The organism is Paenibacillus puerhi (assembly GCF_009846885.1).
Classification (GTDB): Bacteria; Bacillota; Bacilli; order Paenibacillales; family NBRC-103111; genus Paenibacillus_G; species Paenibacillus_G puerhi.
In genome coordinates this window covers 24881-42006 of record NZ_WUWM01000047.1, presented here as the reverse complement: position 1 = coordinate 42006, position 17126 = coordinate 24881, and the positions used below count along the sequence as shown (strand labels likewise).

Here is a 17126-nt window from a genome sequence, read left to right as displayed (position 1 = left end):
GGTTTGCTTCCGGCTTCCTTCAGATTCGACCTCACGACCGACACCCTTGCCTTCAGCTAACAGTTCCTACTGCCAAGCCTGTAGCGGACTTGCACCGCCTAGTTATCGCCCATGCCGGGCGCACAAGCACAAGCAGCTCTGGCCCGGTAACCGGGCCAGAGCTGCTCGCAAAAAACCTCGTTCTACTTGCTGTAATCGCTGAAGTCAATCTCCAGGAACCGTTCCACTTCTACCTTCCAGCGGTTGTCCACAAAGTCGGTATGAAGAGGATGTTCATTATAGGCATCGTAGTCCGCTTGACCAGAGAAAGTCATCGCAAAACCATAGTCGAAGTCATTCTTGGGGCTGATCTGATCGTAGACGCGGAAATCCTGAACAGTCGGAATGCTGCTCAAGATGGAGCGTCCATCCTGCAAAAATTGCTGCGCTTCCGCCGATCCCCTCGGATGCTTCAAGCAAAAGATCACCATGTGCTGAATACGCTCTGACATCAGTATGCCTCCTTCAAAGAATAAGCTCATCTGCTTACTATAGCAAATTTTACCGAATCTGCCTATTCATTTTAAAATCGGCGGGAGTTCCAGCACAGATGGTTCAAGTTCTACTTATAATCGAGGATATAATCCACGTAATCAACGTCATACCAAGTGCCCGAGAGTTTAATTTTCAGCCCCGTTAGTATATATTGAACGGTTGGTACACTTGTTTTATAGCGCTGTATAGCAAGATATGTTTCTCCTCCCCATTCAAGCTTGGAAGCCTTTATTTTGTTCGCGCCATCTATGCTCAGGCCAATGACGTCGACTCCCGCAAAATCAAGTTCAGGGGTGACATCGCCTAAACCGTGGGCAGGCGCCTTAAACTTAATAAGAATCAGATCTGCATCCTGAGAGCCCCTTGGCAGCTCATATCGTTGCCCCTCCCCGGTTACCAAGGGGGCATAAACTTGTCCGGTCACGCTGTGGTAAGGAGTGAGGCTTTCAAGCTCCAACTGGGCTTTGGTCGTAACTACAATCGTCTCTGGCTCCGAGCAGCCTGCCTCGTTGCAGCCTTGGAACGCAAACGTATAGGTCGTAGCCGGAGTAAGAGAGTCGAACAACCAACTCGAACTGTCCACCAGCACACCGTCCTTATATATCTTTACTTGTTCCACATCAACATTTATAAAAATATAGAAATTAACCGACGTAGACCCAATGTAATTAACGCTCAGGCTTTGAAAGGGACCCGGTTTCCCTGTTAGCGTGATCGGCTGGACCGACCGCGGCTCGCCGGAGCCAAGCGTTATGGGAGTTGTTGTCACCGTGGTATACCCTTCCTTAGTAACCGTCAAGGTATAACTTTTTCCTGAAGGAACTTGATCGAACCTATAGAATCCCCACTCGTTCGTTAACGTCTGTCGGTCCGTTCCTTCCAGCACGACGCTTGCTCCAGCCACCTCCTTACCTAGGCGGTCCCTCACATAGCCTTCCAGTGACCCATCAACCCATATGCCTGGAATCGGAACATGGATCCCTCTGGATGGGAGATGGCAAGTAGTAGCCGAGCAGCTATCCTCCAAGCTGCCCCTAAAGGTATGGGCCGGAACCTTGCCCTTAAAGGTCAGGGTATAGAGCTTATCGGCCGTTTGCCCGTCTACGTTCAGAACGACAAGGTCTGGATACTGCGGGTAATGAGTAACCTTCGTTATTTGCAGACCTCCATCCATATCAAACTCGGCTGCCTGCGGACTCACTATAGGCGAATCGAATTCGACGGCAACCAGATCGGAGCGCAAGCTGCTGATGTGCTTGATATTCCCTTCATGCTGCTTGAGCGTCACAACAAAGGATTTAGTCATGATGTATGCCTTATAGTAGATATGGGCTTGGACGGTAACCTCCGCATCCCCTTCTCCTGCTGCAGGACGTTGAAAATTAAAGGAGGAAATAAATTGAGGATGGCTGGACGTCCAAGCTACGTAGTAATCCCGACCGTCCCCGTTGCCCCATAGAGGCTCTTTGGTTACCGACTGTGCCGAATCACCTTCCTTAAAACCAAGCGTCACCTTATTAAAAATCTCGCTCAAAATCCGGTACGTTTCTTTGGCTCTATCGTAGCTCTGCAAGCTTCCGGTATCCAAATCACCTACCGTCGCCCCCAGTTTCTGGGCGGTCTGGAAGGCTTGATTCGCTTCCTCCATTTTGGAGACCAGTAACTCATAGTTAACAATAGCGTTAAGTGAATTATATAAATCATTCACCCGCTGAATAGCTTTCATCTTGGCACTTGCTGCTAGGTCCGGATCAATCTGAGGCGTGACCCCTCCTTCAATAAACAGGTTGGCGATAGACTCGGGGTCTCCGGTAACAGCTAAGGCTGCATCGCTCGTCAACGTATTCAACCGAACGCCTGCCCCAACATGAAGTTTGGAATCTCCTGCTTCGCCCGCGACGTACACCTGTCCGATCCTTCCTTTGCCGTCCAGCCGAAGCTCCATTTTAGGGGAAGCCATCCTTATCGCTCCCCAAGCCGCGGCCTCATCGGTGCTTACCGCTGCGTTAGCTTTCAATATGAGCAGTCGGATAGCAGTCTGATCCACTCCACTTCCACTGGCCGGAGGGGCTGCTTTAAGCACGACCCCTGGTGCCTCGGACGTTACCTCGCTGTCAAACCGACCCTTCAACGTAATGATCTTGCCCTCTGCTGAAGCTGTAAGCTTGATGGCTCCAAATTTCCCTTCTGCCGACGAAGATTCCAGGATCGTCTGAGAGGAAACTTCCGTTTCCGTAATAGCCGTTCCTTGTTGAGCCTCGATCCTTACTTCTTTACCGTTATTATTTAAGGTATGAACCTTTAGCTGCTTGACGATCGTATTTCTCAGCTTGATGGAATTGGCACTTCCCGACCTGACGAATAACCGCTCCGGGTGGATATTTTGCAACGTCACTTCACCGTCGGGACCCGGGTCCACGATCAGTTCCTGAACTGTCGTAACCGCTCCATCAGCTGGTCCGTAGGTGCCCGTTTTGCTGATTGTAATCGAGGTCTGCGGTTTTCCGCTTGCAAGCAGCTGTTCGGCTGTGGACGCGGCAGGAGTTCCCCCACCGCCACCGCCTCCACCCCCGCCGCCTCCGCCAACTAACGGTGTGCCTATGCCTGTTATACTGAGTCCTGTTGCTTTCCCCTTATAGCTGAGCTTATACACCTGACCCGCGCTTTGAGCCGCAGTCGTCAGCACGACGATCTTATTGCTCCCAGCTTTTAAAGCAGACTCCTTTATTTCCAATTTCGGGTCGAAGGAAAACTGCGACTTATTGACGTCCTGAACGGGTAAGGCAAAGGTGAGCTCTACGGTCGTGGAGGAGACAGCTGTCGCCGATTGAATAACCGGAGTATCTCCTGCTGTCTGTTCTTGCTCCTCTATCAATGCTTTGGTCTTGGCTCTATAGTCCGCTTGATTCATCTTGTATTCATAGGTCAGCCTCGCCATAGCCTGACGATCAGCCGGCTGCTTAGGTTTGAAGCTAAGCGTACCGTCGGGATTACCGATACCGTTGACGAGTCCGATCCGTGAGGATATCGCAACAGCGGGCTTAGCCCAGTCTGCCACATCGGCGTAGTCGGCAAAGGATGGAGACTCTCGAAATTGACCTGCTTCTTTCTCCAATCCCAAGGAACGAATAAAAAAGACAATGAGCTCCTCCCTTGTCACGTGAGCATCCGGAGAAAAGCTATGCTCCGAGGTCCCCTTCGTCAGACCGCTTGCAGTCAAAGCCCCCACGTAACCTCGATACCAGCTGTCCTTGCTTACATCCAAGAACGGCTCAGCCTTATCCGGTTCCTCCGCAAGTCCTTGACTCAAGACTAATATCTTGGCCAGCTCCGCGCGGGTGATCAATTTCGCAGGCTGAAATGTTCCGTCCGGGTATCCCGAGAGGATGCCTTGACTGGCCAATTCCGTTATTTCATGCTCCGCAAAAGACTGATGCGTATCCGTAAAAATCGCGCCTTGCTTAGCTTCGGACGCCATAGCTGGGAGAACCAAGCTTGTCAGCATGGTCCCTGCCGCAAGATAAGTGACCATTCTTCGAGTAAATCCCTTATTCATACGCCCTTATGCCTCCAAATGATGTATTCGATGCTATTTCTATGAAGTCGGTCTAATTATAGAAGAAATAGGTAAATAAATATACCATTATTTTAGTAGTTCTACACATGGTTGGAAGATATGTGTTAGACCTAGCATGTGCCCTTACGGAAGCTGGCCTCGCTTTATCGCAAAAAAGCCAGTCCCCCTAAGAAACAGGACTGGCTTAGCCTATGTGAGATATAGAATTACTAAAATATAACAAACACCCGGCCTATCCCATAGCTATGGCATTGAATTCGGCCTACAACGGTGACCCTCCCGGCGCTTGGTCGTGATTTCCATAGGGTTAGCGAAAATTTCTTCGCCTTGAATCGAGTACTTCACCGCCTCTGCGATGAGCCAAGGACTACTTATGCCCTGGATTGCGCAATATAGCTCAAGATCTTAGCGTTCAGCTTGGACACACGCTCCATATCGCCATCAGGGATTGGCAGCAGCGGCAGCCGTGGGGCGCCGATATCAAGACCACGAAGCTTCAATATCGCTTTGCAAGCGCCGTATAAGGAAACCGTGGCAAGCAGTTCAGAAATAATTTCGTTCACGCGGAATTGCCACTCCCGGGCTTCTTCCATTTGGCCGTCGGCAAAGCATTGTTCTATTTTCATGAACAGCTCCGGCATAATGCCGTACGTGCCTCCAATTCCCCCGTCCGCACCGATGCTTCGGCCTGCCAAGTACTGTTCGTCGGGACCGTTGAACACGAGGAAATCGGGTCCGCCCGCCGCTTTGAACTGCTGCAGCTCGTAGGTGCTTTCCGAAGAAATTTTCACCCCGATCACCTTCTCTTGAGCAGCCATCTTCGTAAGAAGCGAAGTTGAGAGCTGGAAGCCTGTCGTCTGCGGAATATGGTAGATGATAAACGGCAGCGACGTGCTGTCGATCATCTCCTGCCAATGCTTCTCCACGCTGGCAGGCGACAGTCGGTAATAAATCGCCGGCACCGCGGATATCGCATCTGCGCCAACCGATTCCGCATGTTGTGAAAGCTCTACGCTCTCCCGTGTCGAAGGCGCGCCGACATGCACGATCACCGCCAGCTCCCCGCGAACCTCCTCCATCACCGCCTCAAGCACAAGCTTGCGTTCGGCAGCGCTTTGCAGCATCCCTTCGCCTGTGCTTCCGCCGACGTACAAGCCTTTTACGCCGACGTTGACATAATGGCGGGCCAGCTTCTTCACAGCTGCCAGGGATACGTCCCCATGCTCATCGTAGCAAGCATACATCGCAATAATAATGCCCTTGAATTTGTCTACATCGTACGGTTTCATCGTAACCATCTCCTGAAGTTGTTCTAGCCTTTCAAAGCAATGCGGCCTTTGATCGCATACAGCCTGGCATTCTTCACTTTAAAGCCAATCTTGAACCCTTGTTCATGACTTCCCAACTCGTCATACTTGTTCCATAGCACCGCGCCGTCGGTCATCGTTTCCGTAATCGTTTGAAACTCTTCAAAACGGTAACCGTCCACCGGATTTCCGTCCCGATCACGGATTTCCACCTTCACATAGCCATCTTCCCAGATGTCCGCGGTTAGACACAGGCATCCTCCCGTCGTGGTTAACATGGAAGTTTCCAATGTTCCCTCCCGCAGTTTATCGACGGGCTCATAGCCGGCAAACCGGTCGATCCCAATCGACGCCACGTTCAGGCTCGTTTCGCGGAAGTTGGTATGCTGCCCGTTGCCGCCCATATAATAAAAATCGATCCGGTCTGGATGGACGACTGGAATACTCGGATAAATGCACCCGCTATCGTAGTCCCCATCCGGGTATTCGCCTTTTCCGCGCGGGATAACCGGAACTCCTGAGCAAACCCGGCTCCAGGACAAGGTGTCTCCGCTGAAGGTCAGCTCGCAGTCAACCTTATCCCAGTGCGCAAGCTCGCGGTCCCCGTCATGGTAAATGGTTGCAAGTCCAAGGTACAAGTCGGCATAACGGAAGATCGGCATCGAATAGATTTGATCGTCCAGCCCGTCTCCCTTAAATACCTCCACCGGCTTGCTCCAGTTTATAAAATCATCGCTTTCGCTGCGGACCACATTGCGCAAATTCCGGGTCCAATGGCGGGAGATCAGCACATACTTCTCTAAATGCTCATCCCAATAAGCAAAATTGTGGGTGTCGGCCTTGATCACGCGAACCCGCGGCTCCCACGGAATCGGCTCGCACCAATGGACGCCGTCCGGCGAGAACGAAGCTGCAAGCAGCCTCGGGTCCTCGTCCAGACGAAGCATCATTTTGTAGCGTTTGGCCGGATCGGTTTCGCGAGGGTCTCGGAATACGGATGCCCCGTGTGCGTCCAGCATGATCAGGTTGTTGTCGGTGCTGCCCTGGAACTCCACCGTGCCCAGACTTGGCTTGATCCAGTTGATCCCGTCTTCCGAGTAAGCGTACGCAAGTCCGGTCTCGCGTCCTGGCCTAGGGACGTACTGATTCCCTCTGCGCTTGTCCAGCGGGGTCGTTGCTGACACCTGATCGATCACGAACAAGGTATAATAACAGCGGTAAATCTTATATGCTTCATCGTAGAACACGTTCGGGTATCCGTTATCGTAACGAACCTCCCATGGACGGGGCGGGTTCGAGAAGAAATCCTCGGTAAACAGCGGGTTATGCGAGCTCTTTTTAATCTCGCCCGGCTTGATGGTCATATTTTCAAATTTCTTGATCACCGCAGTATCTAATAATAAAAGCTTCTTTTCCATGATAACCTCCACAATTCCTATAAAGTTAACCCTTGACCGAACCGATCATAACTCCCTTGACAAAGTATTTCTGAACAAACGGATATACCATCACAATCGGGAATGTGGTAATGATGATCGCCGCGGCTTTGACGCTTTCCGTCGGCAGCGTATTGGCAATCGAATCGACCGCTCCGGAACTCGCGGCTACATGGATCGCGTCCAGCATTTCCTTCAGCAGCAGCTGCATCGGCCACTTGTTCTTATCCGTAATAAAGATCGCCGCGTTAAACCAATTATTCCAATGTGCCACCGCGTAGAAGAGCCCAATCGTCGCCAGCGCCGCCTTCGACAACGGGAGTATGATCGACGAGAAAATTTTATACTCATTCGCTCCGTCCAGATGCGCGGATTCAATCAGGCTATCCGGAATCGCCGAGAAAAAGTTGCGTAAAATCAATGTGTTCCACGCGCTCATTAATCCCGGAAGAATCAAGGCGAGGTACGTATCCTTTAAGCCGATGGACGAAATGAGCAAATACTTCGGAATAAGTCCGCCGTTAAAGAGCATCGTAATAAACAGCAAAATGGTAAAAAAATTACGATAAGGCAAGTTCTTCTTCGACAGACCATAGGCAAACATGCTGGTTACCAGCACATTTAAGAACGTTCCGAAGCCCGTTACGCCGACACTGACGAGAAAGGCGCGCAGCATGGCGCTGTTTTCGACGAGTAAATAGTGGTACGCCGAGAAAGAAATCGATTTGGGAATCAGTGTATACCCATACGTAAGAATATCCTCGTTCCTCATCACAGACTGGTTAATAATGAAGATAAAAGGGATGATAATGGCCAAGCTGAACAAGGAAAGCACAGAATAATTGACAATGTCAAACATTTCGATTTTCCGCTTGCGCGGTTTCATTGTTTTACTGTGCTGCATAGTTACCATACCCCCTTATCCCCGAACATTTTGGCTCCCTTATTAGCCAGCAGGATGAGCACAAGCGCCACCACATTCTTAAATAATCCGATGGCCGAAGCATACGAATAGTTCGCGTTCAATAGCCCTTCGCGGTATACATACGTATCGATAATATCCCCAACGCTGTAAACGCCTGGCGAGTACAAGAGCAGCACCTGTTCGAACCCCGCATCCAGGATATTGCCGAGATCCAGAATTAACAAAATAATAATGATGTGTGAAATGGACGGGATACTGATGTACCACATTTTCTGAAAACGTGACGCTCCGTCCAGATCGGCGCTTTCGTACAATTCCACCGGCGTACCAGCAAGAGCGGCAAGGTACACAATGCTGCCCCAGCCTACCGACGCCCAGACGTGGGTTACGACCAAGATGCTTCTGAAGTAGTTTTCGTTGCCCAAGAAGTCGATCGGCTGCGAGCCTAACGCCTGCATGATCCCATTAATAGGTCCGCCCGACGGGGATAATATAAAGCTCACCAGCCCCGCAATAATAACCGCTGACAAAAAATGCGGGAGGTACGAGATCGATTGTGCGATCTTCTTAAACCTCTTATTTCTTACTTCGTTGATCAGAAGCGCCAGCAAAATCGCCGAGGCAAAGCTCAGCACCAGTTTATACACGCTGATAAGCAGCGTATTGGTCAGCAGGCGCGTAAAATAATAGGAGCTGAAAAAATCCCGAAAGTGCTTCAACCCTACCCAATCCGGATTGAAGATGATCGACTCGATGCCGCCGAACGGCTTGAAATCTTGAAAGGCAATAATAATCCCGTACATCGGAATATATTGAAATATGATCAGGTACAGAAAGCCCGGCAGCATCATCAAATAAATGAGCCAATACCTTTTGAAACCGGTGATCAACTTATTGGTTCTTGTCGCCTCCGCATTCCTGTTCATCGTAGATCACCACCATCTAAGCTGTTACTTGCAGAAAAGTCAGGTCATTGATTTTTCTTAAACTCCAGATATTGCACCGTCTTATCCTCGATAAGCTGCTGTCCGCCTTGGGCAAGCCACTGCTTCATAACTTTATCCCACTCGTCAGCCTTCATCGTTCCGTTAAATACTTTGCCTTTGGCCTCGGTCAGCAGCGTGTTCAAGTCATTCATTTTACTTTGCGACTGGAATTTGCTGTTGTCATACGGCGTAAGCACGTCCGGAGGCGTGAAGGTCGGCAGCGATTTGATCGTGACATTCAGCTTATTCATTAAGTTGTAGGTCCATGTGTCAAGCGGCCACGGGCTTTTTCTCCAGCTTCCGAAGCCTTCATGAATGTTATAAAGCTGGTAGTATTGGGCCGTAGTCCAATCCGTTGGCTTGTCGGAATTAATCTCGATCTGCCCGTTCGGCTTCACGTTGTAGTTCTCACCCTCGATTCCGTACAGCGACAGCTTCTGCCCTTCTTCCGAAGTCGTATAATCCAGATATTCCAACGCCTTCTCCGGATGTTTGCTGGAAGCTGTAATTAAACTGACCACCTTCGCCGGTTGTGCGACCGAGTATTTGTTTACAGCATCCGGGCTTCCGGTCAAGGTAATCGGTTGGAAATCCACATCGGGAATCGAATTTGCCAGAACCTCGATGCCGTTGTACAGAAATCTCGTCCACCAGGAGGCGGTGCTTCCCACCTTGTTTTGAGTCACAAAAACGAGTTGGTCCTGAAGCTTCGTCGTGCCGATTTGATTGTACAGGTAACCTTGATCCGTCCAGTCCTTCATCGTTTTCAGGAAGGCGGTATACCCTGGAGCCAGCTCGTACGGCTTCAACTTGTTATCGCTTTCATCAAACCACCAGTAAGCGCCCGATTTGCCGAAGAACGGCAGCATGGCCTGTTCCAGCTCCGCAATGCTCGTAGCCATCAGTGGAACGGTATCCGCTTTTCCGTTACCGTCGGGATCGTTTTCTTTGAACTTTTTCAGCATAGCTACATATTCGTCCATGGTTGTCGGCACTGGCATATTAAGCTTCTTCAGCCAATCCATACGTACCTGGACAAAGGCCGGGATCGTCTGTGCCACCTGCAGCGGTACGCCAAGGTATTGATCGCCGTACAAGACGCTTGCCCAAGCTTCCGGCGATGCCGAATTCTTCAGGTTCGGGTATTTGTCGAGTTCCGCCTTGCTGATCGTGTGGATCGCACCGCTTTTACTTAATTTAATCGCATCCAGCAGCGGCACTCCCGGAATGACATCCAATTGCTCTTTGGCGGACATCATTAAGTTGGCCTTCTGTGTAACTTGTCCCGACGGCACCATCACAAGCTGCAAGTCGACTCCGGTAGCCTCTTTCAACTTCGTATGCACCTTGTCGCGCTGTTCGCTAGGCTTGTCCTGCGCGTTATTTCCCGAGATCGTCACGATCTTCACGGGTTCGTTCGTCTTTTCAGCCGTTCCGGCACTTTCCGGTGATACTGCTGTTTGGCATCCGTTTAACACAGGTGCGACCAAGAGCATCGTTGTAACCATGGGCAAGAGCTTCTTCATAGATGTTCCCCCTTAGCAGTTAAGTTGAGCTGACTTATTTATTGTAATTCGGACTGCTCTCTATTAAAATGCTAATAGTGACTATTAGATTGCGTTTAGTGATAAGTAGACGAAAGGAGATTTCGCTTATGAATGCGAAAATGGTGATCCCCAAGCCCAAGTACGCCTCGATATCTACGAATTTCAAAATTTTTCATTATTACGACGAGCGAATCGATAAGGCGGGTCCCCATCAGCATGATTTTTATGAAATCTTCTTTTTTCTATCCGGTGAAGTGACTTATATTGTGAATGATGTGAAGTATAAAATTCATCCGGGCGATATTTTGTTGATCAATGCAGGCGAAACTCATTATCCGATCGTCAACGATGCTCATAAGGTTTTTAATCGAATGGTATTATGGATCAACAAGGATTTTTTAAATGAGCTTTGCACTGAGGAAACCGACTTACGCTCCTGCTTCACCGCCGATTCAAAAATACGGCTCATTACCCCTGATGTGACGACGTACGATCATATTAAAGCGGCATTCGACTATTTGTACCAAAACTCCAATATGGACTTTTATGGCAAGGACGTCATGCTGCGGTCTTATTTGGAACAGCTACTCGTGCAGATCAACAGCATCAATATGCATTTCAATATGCTGTTCCAAACCGAAAATATGGAGCAGGATCTGCTCATCGATTCCGTGTTGAACTATATATCCCGTAATTTTCAGAACGACTTGTCCCTTGATCATATTGCCGAGCGGTTCTACCTGAATAAATATAATTTGAACCGAAGGTTCAGGAAGTATACAGGAATCACCATGTATAAATTTATTATTGAGAAGCGCTTGGAATATGCGAAGGTGTTGATTGTTCGAGGGATTCCTATCACGGAGGTTTATAAACATTGCGGGTTCGGGGATTATTGCAATTTTTACAGGCTGTTTAAAAACAAGTTCGGCATCAGTCCGAAGCAGTATTATTCGATTGCCTTTAAAGAGGAACCGCTTCCATGAGAAAATGGCGAGCATTCAAGATGCAATTGATCCATACCGAGCGGGCTGCTTCTTTAGTTGTTATAGGCGCTGTGCATATTCTTCAATTTGTGGATATGCCGTTACCCTGGCTTGCCGGAGCAAATATCGCTTGGCAGCTGTCTGAATTACGGGGTTGACTTATCCCGATACGGTCTCATCGCTAAATTTGACGATGACGACTATTACGGACCCAACTACCTAACGGAAAGCAGGCGGGTCTTGCTCAAAACAGGCGCCGATATCGTAGGAAAGCGAGCACACTTTATGTACTTGAGCGGTAGAAAAGTACTGTTGCTTCGTTACGGCAACAGGGCCGATCGATATGCTTCCCTTGTTCAAGGAGCGACTTTGCTTATACGGCGGCATGTGTTCAGCCAGGTTGGTTTTCCGGATCGAAATCGGGGAGAGTGCGTCAAGCTTTGTTCCGACAGCCCGGCAAAGGGCTTCACCATTTACTTCAGGAAGCCCTTACAACTTCCTGGCCATTCGCAGGAAAAACGCCAAAAGCCACACTTGGACCGCTAACGAGGACGATTTACTAAGTAGACATCCGCAGGTAGGGAAAGTGAAAAACATCCGAAAATTTGTTTGCCGGGGCTAACTTCTACCTCTCTCATCCCCCTATTTATTTCCTGTGACTTTAGTGATATGTTAATATTGTATTCCTTGGATTACTACGCCAATATATGGGAGTGTCTATCGGTGACGATATCGATCATGGCCATCGCGGATTGCTTTGCGGATCAGGTGGAGGGCGCCCGGGTCGTACCTCCTTTTCATTTTCTGAATATTGAAAACGATTCCCCTTTTCGTCTATTGCGGATGCAGCCCATGGAACAGCTGACTGCCGATCCTTACGATGGCGTACGGCATACCACCCCCAGTCATCCGGATAAATGCCGGGAAGCGCTCCGGCTGGCTCACCAGGAACGGGCCGATTTGTTTATGACGCCGGAATATTGCATCCCGCTTGAGCTTGTTCATGAGATTCTACATACGCCTTCCCTGCAGCCCCGCCCGAATACGCTTTGGTGTCTCGGCTGCCAAGGGGTGTCATTAGACTCCTTCGAAGACCATATGATGCAATGGGGAGATCATGCCATCGTCGGGAGAAGACCGCTTGAGGGGATGCGGGAGAGCCGATTCGTTAACTTCCTGCTCTACGTGTTTCTCTCCAAGGAAGGCGACAGGCTGTGTCTGGTTCCCCAATTGAAAATGCAAAGAATGAGCGACCCGCACTTTCTTTGCGAGGGAGCAGGGCTTTCCCTGGGCAATAAGGTGATCGTGTTCGGCGAGCAGTCGGCCAATCAGCTATTCTCGATCTTATGCGCAGACGCCTTCCATCCCGACATCCGGAGCGGCAGCATCTTCTTTCCGAACCGGGAGCAGCGGCGTTACCTCATCCTGCACCCGCAGCTGAACCCGGACCCCCGGGATTCGAATATCGCAGCCTTGCGCAACCAGATGTTCGGTAATACCTCTGCTAGAGATACGATATACATAACGAGCAATTGGGCCAGCGGAACGACCGTTCACAGTGCGGAAGGCCCGCCGCTTACGATTCGCAATCCTTGGTCCTCTATTTACCGCCGGTTTATGAGTCTGGACGGTCAGCGCAGCTGGAACGAGCAGCTTCGGGAAGTTCGGACGCGCAACTTGAGGCACGGACTCGGGCTCGGCTTTCAGCCCAAGAAGAAGTTTAAGGTTTGGTTTGCCGTCAAGACGGAGCATCTTCAGCTCATCCTGCTAACCAAGCCGTATGACGGAGGCGCGGAGCTTGCCCGGCCGCGAGCTAACGTTCATGCGGAGAAAGCCTTTATTCCGACCGGTACGGGAGAAAGCTGGGAAGCGGCGGAGCTGACCTTTCCGACAGAGCTGCCCGCCCCGCTGGCGGAGGAGGCGGCCGGAGACTTCGCTTACCCGCTGACGGCATCGGTCGAGGATCGAGACCGGTTCTTCGGCTATTGCCTCGGTCATCTGGAGGGCGGACAATTATCGCTGTCGGAGCAGGAGCAAAGCCCCAGAATCAGCCACCACATTGACGATCATTGCGAGCAGGGGCGTCAGCAGGAGGCGGGAAGGGTCGTTCGGCTCATTCGCTGCCTGCAGCGAAAGGACTCGCTGCCCAATCAGCTGAAGAGGTTCCAAGGAGAATTCCGGCTTCAACTGGGCAGGAGCGGCGCTCCGTTTAACCTGCTGCCGCGGTCAGGGAACGAAAGGTCCGGGGCGCTCGTGATGTATGCCGATCAGGCGGATCAGACGAAGATGAAACGCATGGTTGACAGCATTTATCAGGCTATGCCGGGGCTCGAGCTGTTCCTGGACGACCATATTTGCGTCTTCTCGCACAGCCTGAGCGGCGAAACGATTCATTATCCCGACTTCTCGGAACAATGGACAACGCCTGTGCATTCGAACCATACCACCGAATTTACCGAAGGAGGCACCTTGATCGATGCCGAATTGGATTGAAGCGATTCGCGGCTGCGGACTGACCTTTGTCGGCAAGCACATGTTCGGCGAATCCTATGAGCTGTACGAAACGCTTCACAGCTGGCAGGGCATCAAGCTCGGCAAATACCTGATCATCCCTGCGCCATTGGAGCTGTTCGACGCCATATCGGAAAGCGCTGACAGCTTCCGCCGCTTTGAAGACGAGGTTATCTCTCCTTATTATTTCCGGCTGAAGGGCGATTGGAGCTGGAATCTGTATATCGTGTTCGTCGTACCGGATATGACCTGCATAACGGCTGATCGCTTGACCCTTATACAACGAGGCAAACGGTTCGGGAAAAAATCGGTCATTTCCTTCGACCAGCTTGCCGACAAGCTGCCGATGGCCAAAATTCCGGACAGCCTCGGAGGATCGGCGGCCGGTAACCCGCTGCAGGACTGGCAGCAACAGCTTGCCTCCGAGGGGCTCCTGTTTTGTCTGGAGGACTTTCGATCACAGCCTGTGAAGTCCTATGTGGAGATGGGCGCCCGCTCCGGCCATGCTCCGATTGAGCCTGCCGCAGCCTCTACTCCGGTCGTACGGCCTGTCGGTCCGCTCGCCGCGCTGGATTTCGGCAATGCGTTTCGCCCGCATGTGCTGGCGAACGTGCCGCCGCTTCAATTTACCCAAGTCAATCTGCTGGCCGGCCCCAACGGGATGGGAAAAACCTCCGTGCTGGAGAGCATAGAGCTAGCCTTTACCGGCTCGATACAGAGAAATCTGCTGGCCGACAGACATGCGGAGGAAAGCTGGAACGGACGTGTGTTCTTTCAAGCTGACGGCGAAGCTCCGTTTCTGGGCACTCCCCAGCAGGAGGAAAAAAGACAGCGGGAGACCGCCTACTACAGGCACAAGGTAAGCCCGCGCGCACATAGCCAGCTGAACAGCGCTTTTCACCAGTACAATTACTTCTCCTCTGAAGCCGTTCATCAGTTTTGCTTCGGCTCTGCGGGCAAGGTCGATTATCGCGCCGCCTTCGCCCGCGTCATATTCGGCGAGCAGCTCGAGAGGTACGAGCAGTGCTGGAGGCAGCACGTGGAGGAATTCCGGAAGCTGGGCAGGAAGCTGAATGAGGATTGCCAGGAGCTAGCCGCCGACTTGCAAAGCAAGTTCAGCGAAGGCGTACAGGACAGCGAGCTGCTGAAGGGACGAGCGCACGCTCAGCTGCAGCAGGTGAGCAAGTGGATGCGACAAAGCATGTTCAGCTATCCGGTCCCGGAGGAAGGCTCCAGCTTGACCGAAATCGAGCAGTGGCTGCACCATATGAAGCCGCTGCTTCATGAGCTGGATATTGCCAGCGAGCCGTTCGCCAGACAGGAGCCGCCGGACATCTCCACCATCCAGCAGTTGAACGAACAGGAACAAGCCGGCAAGGCTTCGCTCAGCGGCCTGCAGGCACAGTTTGCAGAGCTAAAGCGACAGCTGGAAAAGCTTCCGAGCAGCTCCGAATGGGAGGAGACGGTTCGGCTGCGCTGGAACGAGTTTAGTCGACTTCGCGGTGAACAGGATGCTTTCCTGAGGCTCTCCGAGCGGCTAAAGGAATTGTCCTATCTTATCGACCAGCGCGATTCCCGTCTGGCTCGGGAGCGCATCGAGGAGCGGATCCTATCCTTGGAATCCGCGCTCAGCCTCTTGTCGGATGTCGACAACCTGTACGGTCATCTGACGGCACACCCACTAACGGATACGGACATTACCGGGCTTCGGGCACGATTGAGAGCTCTGGAGACCAGCCGCGCGTTGACCCAGGAGGCTCTGAATCAAGCGAGTGAGCAGGCCGAGAAGCTTAAGGAACAAACCGGCCGGCTCCAGAAGCTTCTTGCGGAGCTGAAAGCAACAGCCCGGCTTGCTCTCCAGCTGCAGCCGAATCCGTCACATTGCCCATTATGCGGTCATGACCACGAAACGACGCAGGTTCTCACGCAAGCCATCGACTCCAGCCTGCAGGCGAACGACAACGAGCTGACCGAACGATTGACAGAGATCGAACAGGACAAGATCAAGCTGGAAGCCATCGACTCGGAGTACAGGCGGCTGCGCCATGCGCTTAAACTACTGGAGCAGCTTGCCGAAGCACGCGAATACTTGCTTGACCGCCGCGATATCGAGGAAGCGTCAGCGCTGGACAGCGGCTCCGGCTTGCAAGCCGTTCAGCACGTCTTAATCCGGATCAGAGAGCGAATCGACAGCCATACCCGCTCGCTGATCGATATGCGGCGGCAAGCTCAGGCGCTCGATGAGCGCGGCATTACGATTTCCTCCATTCGCGAACTGAAGGAGCTTCTGGGCGATGCGCTTCTGGCCCCCTATCTCCCGCTTGAAGACTCGGAGCTTACGGGCGCTTTGCAGCTGTCTGCTCTATTCAAGCAAGGGCTGGACGACCTTCTCGAGAAGGTTGAGATGGCTCGACTGGACTATGCAGCTGTTCAGGACAGGGCCAGGCAGACTGAAGTTCAACGGCAAGCGTTAACCGACCAGATCGAGAGTCTGTCCACTCAGGAGCAGCAACTTAAGCTTCGCCTGCATCGCATCGGCGAATGCCGGCGAGCCTGCTCCCGCCTGGAGGAATTAAACGTGCGGCTTCCGGACCATCAGTCATGGAACGAGTGGCGATTAACTTTTCAGAAGCTGATGCTGGCGGCAGAGGAGCTCGAGCAGGCGCTAGAACCGCTCGTTCTAGTGGAGCGGAAAGCGCAGGAGGTAGCTGAGCTGATGAACAGGCTGGAGGTAGCGAACGTTAAGAAGGAGCGCTGCGACCGGGCCGTGCGTGTCTTGTCGGAGTTAAGGAGCCTGACCGACTATGGGGATGATTTCGTTCGCAGCAATTTCGAAGCCATCAGCCGGCTCTTCGTTGCCCTGCACGCGCCCAACGAATTCGAGGGATTGGAATGGACAGCGGACAACCGGATCGAGGCCAAGCGCAGAGGCAGCGGGGCTCCATGCGCCCTTTACCAGATGAGTACGGGTCAGCGTACCTCCGTGCTTCTGGCGATCTTTTTCATTATGCATCTCGTGATGGAGTCGGCTCCGCAGTTTCTGCTGCTGGATGAGCCCGTCGCCAACCTGGATGAGCTGAATGTGCTCGGTTTGCTTGACTTCCTGAGACAGCTCACAATTACGCGCGGTACGCAGCTGTTTTTCACAACGGCCAATCCGCAGATCGCCACCTTGTTCCGGCGGAAGTTCAGCTTCCTGGAGGACCGATTCCGTGTTTTTCATTTGCGCCGCGATGTCGAGGGTCCCGTCAGCGTTCATATCCAGCATTTCAAGCCTTATCAGGAAAAGCCGGTTGCCCTTACCCACTAACTTCGAA

11 protein-coding genes are annotated in these 17126 nt (G+C 51.9%); 4 read left to right on the top strand and 7 right to left on the bottom strand.

Going from position 1 to position 17126, the window contains the following annotated elements; translation table 11 throughout:
* Positions 1 to 182: 182 nt before the first annotated feature.
* From GSF01_RS27525 to GSF01_RS27495, 7 genes are all read right to left on the bottom strand, one after another.
* Complete coding sequence (locus tag GSF01_RS27525) at positions 183 to 491, bottom strand: Dabb family protein (protein ID WP_407945805.1); 309 nt, start codon at positions 489 to 491, stop codon at positions 183 to 185.
* Between the two features lie 110 nt (positions 492 to 601).
* Positions 602 to 4090, bottom strand: a complete 3489-nt coding sequence (locus GSF01_RS27520) for an S-layer homology domain-containing protein (protein WP_159888459.1) — start codon at positions 4088 to 4090, stop codon at positions 602 to 604.
* Between the two features lie 392 nt (positions 4091 to 4482).
* Positions 4483 to 5400 carry a dihydrodipicolinate synthase family protein gene (locus GSF01_RS27515; protein ID WP_159888458.1) on the bottom strand — a complete coding sequence of 306 codons (918 nt, stop codon included), beginning with the start codon at positions 5398 to 5400 and terminating at the stop codon, positions 4483 to 4485.
* Positions 5401 to 5423: 23 nt separating this feature from the next.
* On the bottom strand, positions 5424 to 6836 hold the full coding sequence (locus GSF01_RS27510; protein ID WP_159888457.1) for a hypothetical protein: 1413 nt from the start codon (positions 6834 to 6836) through the stop codon (positions 5424 to 5426).
* A gap of 25 nt (positions 6837 to 6861) precedes the next feature.
* The gene (locus tag GSF01_RS27505) at positions 6862 to 7758 is read right to left on the bottom strand and encodes a carbohydrate ABC transporter permease (protein ID WP_159888456.1); all 897 of its coding nucleotides are present in this window, start codon (positions 7756 to 7758) and stop codon (positions 6862 to 6864) included.
* Between the two features lie 2 nt (positions 7759 to 7760).
* Positions 7761 to 8705 (bottom strand): ABC transporter permease, encoded by a 945-nt coding sequence (locus tag GSF01_RS27500; RefSeq protein ID WP_159888455.1) that lies wholly within the window; start codon positions 8703 to 8705, stop codon positions 7761 to 7763.
* 44 nt (positions 8706 to 8749) lie between these two features.
* Positions 8750 to 10291 carry an extracellular solute-binding protein gene (locus GSF01_RS27495; protein ID WP_159888454.1) on the bottom strand — a complete coding sequence of 514 codons (1542 nt, stop codon included), beginning with the start codon at positions 10289 to 10291 and terminating at the stop codon, positions 8750 to 8752.
* Positions 10292 to 10419: 128 nt separating this feature from the next.
* Here GSF01_RS27495 and GSF01_RS27490 point away from each other — a divergent pair, with 128 nt between their 5' ends.
* From GSF01_RS27490 to GSF01_RS27475, 4 genes are all read left to right on the top strand, one after another.
* Positions 10420 to 11298, top strand: a complete 879-nt coding sequence (locus GSF01_RS27490) for a helix-turn-helix transcriptional regulator (RefSeq protein ID WP_159888453.1) — start codon at positions 10420 to 10422, stop codon at positions 11296 to 11298.
* Positions 11295 to 11456 (top strand): hypothetical protein, encoded by a 162-nt coding sequence (locus GSF01_RS27485; protein ID WP_159888452.1) that lies wholly within the window; start codon positions 11295 to 11297, stop codon positions 11454 to 11456. The genes GSF01_RS27490 and GSF01_RS27485 overlap by 4 nt, the downstream gene beginning before the upstream one ends.
* 565 nt (positions 11457 to 12021) lie before the next feature.
* Complete coding sequence (locus tag GSF01_RS27480; protein ID WP_159888451.1) at positions 12022 to 13791, top strand: hypothetical protein; 1770 nt, start codon at positions 12022 to 12024, stop codon at positions 13789 to 13791.
* The gene (locus GSF01_RS27475) at positions 13775 to 17119 is read left to right on the top strand and encodes a hypothetical protein (RefSeq protein ID WP_159888450.1); all 3345 of its coding nucleotides are present in this window, start codon (positions 13775 to 13777) and stop codon (positions 17117 to 17119) included. Before GSF01_RS27480 ends, GSF01_RS27475 begins: the two co-directional genes overlap by 17 nt.
* Positions 17120 to 17126: the final 7 nt, after the last annotated feature.